This is a genomic window from Stenotrophomonas sp. 05L44_2 (genome assembly GCF_056665995.1).
Genome location: NZ_JBFTNR010000608.1, coordinates 1 through 2,564, shown reverse-complemented (window position 1 = coordinate 2,564; position 2,564 = coordinate 1). Strand labels below are relative to the sequence as shown.

Annotated in this window: 4 protein-coding genes; all 4 read left to right on the top strand. The window is 68.4% G+C overall.

The window, feature by feature from the left end; translation table 11 throughout:
• The coding region (locus AC1VAN_RS18140) for a CYTH domain-containing protein (RefSeq protein ID WP_480986371.1) at positions 1–180 on the top strand (180 nt) is incomplete at its 5' end.
• Positions 181–228: 48 nt separating this feature from the next.
• Positions 229–936: a DsbA family oxidoreductase gene (locus AC1VAN_RS18135; RefSeq protein WP_442252217.1), complete on the top strand. Its 708-nt coding sequence runs from the start codon at positions 229–231 to the stop codon at positions 934–936.
• Between the two features lie 162 nt (positions 937–1,098).
• Entirely contained in the window at positions 1,099–2,106 is a 1,008-nt protein-coding gene (nagZ, locus tag AC1VAN_RS18130; RefSeq protein WP_025879181.1) for a beta-N-acetylhexosaminidase, read from the top strand.
• A partial coding sequence (locus AC1VAN_RS18125) for a hypoxanthine-guanine phosphoribosyltransferase (protein WP_480986370.1) occupies positions 2,106–2,564 on the top strand: 459 nt, incomplete at its 3' end. The genes nagZ and AC1VAN_RS18125, both read left to right, overlap by 1 nt.

The window sequence follows — 2,564 nt, the reverse complement described above, 5'->3', positions numbered from 1 at the left end:
GGCCTGACCTGGGAAGTGGACGAGTTCCTCGGCGACAACGCTGGTCTGGTGGTCGCCGAGGTCGAGCTCGACAGCGCCAACCAGGCCATCGAGCTGCCGGATTGGATCGGCGCCGAAGTGACCGACGACGCCCGCTACTACAACGTCGCTCTGGCCAGCCGCCCCTATTCACAGTGGTGAAACCCTCCGTCCCCTTTTTTCGAGGGTGTCGGCCCCCATGTCGGGGGGATGAGAATCGACATCTACTCCGACGTGGTCTGCCCCTGGTGCTGGATCGGCAAGCATCGCTTCCAGCAGGGTGTGCAGTTCCTAGGCGCCGATGCGCCCGAACTCGAGATCCACTGGCAGCCGTTCCAGCTTGACCCCGATGCGGACGCCACCCCGGTGCCACTGCGCGAGGCCTATGTGCGCAAGTTCGGCGGTGCCGAGCGCACCGAGCAGATTCTGGGCCAGACCCAGACCGCTGCGCGGGCCGAGGGCCTGCCGATGGACTTCAGCCAGGGCCAGGTGCGGGTAACCACGCTGCCGGCGCATCGCCTGTTGTGGCTGGCTGGCCAGCACGGCGTGCAGGAGGCSGTCGGYGAGGCGCTGTTCCGCGCCCATTTCGAGCATGGACAGAATCTGGCCGACCCGGCAGTGCTGGTCGCGGCCGGCGCCGCCGGTGGCCTTGCCGCAGACGAGATCCAGCAAATGCTGGCCGGCGATCGTGGCCTGGCCGAAGTGGAAGCGAGCCTGGCGCAGGCCCATGCACTGGGTATCTCCTCGGTGCCCACCTTCGTCATCGATGGCCGCTGGGCGGTTTCCGGAGCCCAGCCCCCGGAGGCCTTCGCCAACGCGCTGCGCCAGATCGCCGCCGAGCAGGCGGCGGGGCAGGGCGCGGAGGGTGCCCCGGACGGCGGCGACGACGCCTGCGGCGCGGACGGCTGCAAGGTCTGACCGACCCGCAGAAGGGGACGGAGGGGATTGAGTCGCATCCGGCACCAGTGGGTCGATTGCGCCTTGATCCCCTCCGTCCCCCTTTTTGACCACTGCGCCTGTTGGCCGGTTCTGCGACAATGCGGCACTGCGCCATGCGGGCGCCCGTTGTGGAGATCGACCATGCTGCTGATCGGCGTTGCCGGTACTGAACTGACCGCCCAGGAACGTGAGTGGCTGCAGCACGATGCTGTGGCCGGGGTGGTGCTGTTCAAGCGCAACTTCGCTTCGCGGCAGCAGGTGACCGAACTGTCCGCGGCGATCCGCGCTGCCGCACCGCGCCCGCAGTTGATCTGCGTGGACCAGGAAGGCGGTCGCGTGCAGCGCTTCCGTGAGGGCTTCAGCGAACTGCCGCCGCTGCAGGACATCGGTGTCCAGTACGCCAGGGATCCCGACGCTGCGCTGGCATTGGCCGAGCAGCACGCCTGGCTGATGGCCAGTGAGGTCCGTGCCAGCGGCGTGGACCTGAGCTTCGCCCCGGTGGTCGACCTCGGCCGTGGCAATCGCGCCATCGGCAATCGTGCCTTCAGTGAAGACCCGCAGGTGGTGGCCGCGTTCACCGCTGCCTATGTGCGCGGCATGCATGCGGTCGGCATGGCCGCCACCCTCAAGCATTTCCCCGGCCATGGCACCGTGCTGGAAGACACCCACGTGGATACCGCGATCGATCCGCGTGCGCTGGATGAACTGCGCGCACAGGATCTGGTCCCGTTCACGGCCGGTATCGCCGCCGGCGCCGATGCGGTGATGATGGCGCATGTGATCTACCCGCAGGTCGCACCGGAACCCGCTGGTTACTCGCCGCGCTGGATCCAGCAGATCCTGCGTGGCGAGCTCGGCTTCCGCGGCGTGGTGTTCTCCGATGACATCGGCATGGCCGCCTCGCACAGCGCCGGTGGCGTGCCGGCACGCGTGCACGCACACCTGGATGCCGGCTGCGATGTGGTGCTCGTCTGCCACCCGGAGCTGGTCGATGAAGCCCTGCACGCCGTGCAGGGACGCTCCCTCAATACCGCTGCGCTGCTGGGCCTGCTCGGCCGCGGCGCGCTTGGCTGGGATGGCCTGCTGGCCGATGCCCGCCATGGCGACACCCAATCCCGTCTGCTGCAAACCCTTGGAAGAACCGTCTGATGCCGAACCTCACCATTTCCCAGGCCCTGGCCCARGCCGACCTGCTGGTCGACCGCCCCACCATCGACAAGGCCATTGCCGGCATCGCCGACGCCATTGCGCGCGACTACCAGGGCGAGGTGCCGCTGTTCCTGTCGATCATGCACGGTGCGCTGCCGTTCGCCGGCCAGCTGGCACTGGAGCTGGGCGCGCGTGGCCAGGACGTGCAGTTCGATTACCTGCACGCCACCCGTTACCGCGGTGAGACCACCGGCGGCGACCTGGTGTGGAAGCACAAGCCGGCCACGGCGCTGTTCGGCCGCCGCGTGCTGCTGGTCGATGACATCCTCGACGAGGGTTACACCCTGCAGGGCGTGCGTACCTGGTGCCTGGAGCAGGGCGCGACCGACGTGCGCATTGCCGCGATGACCGTGAAGAAGCACGATCGCGCGCTGCCGGACGTCACCGCCGACTATGCC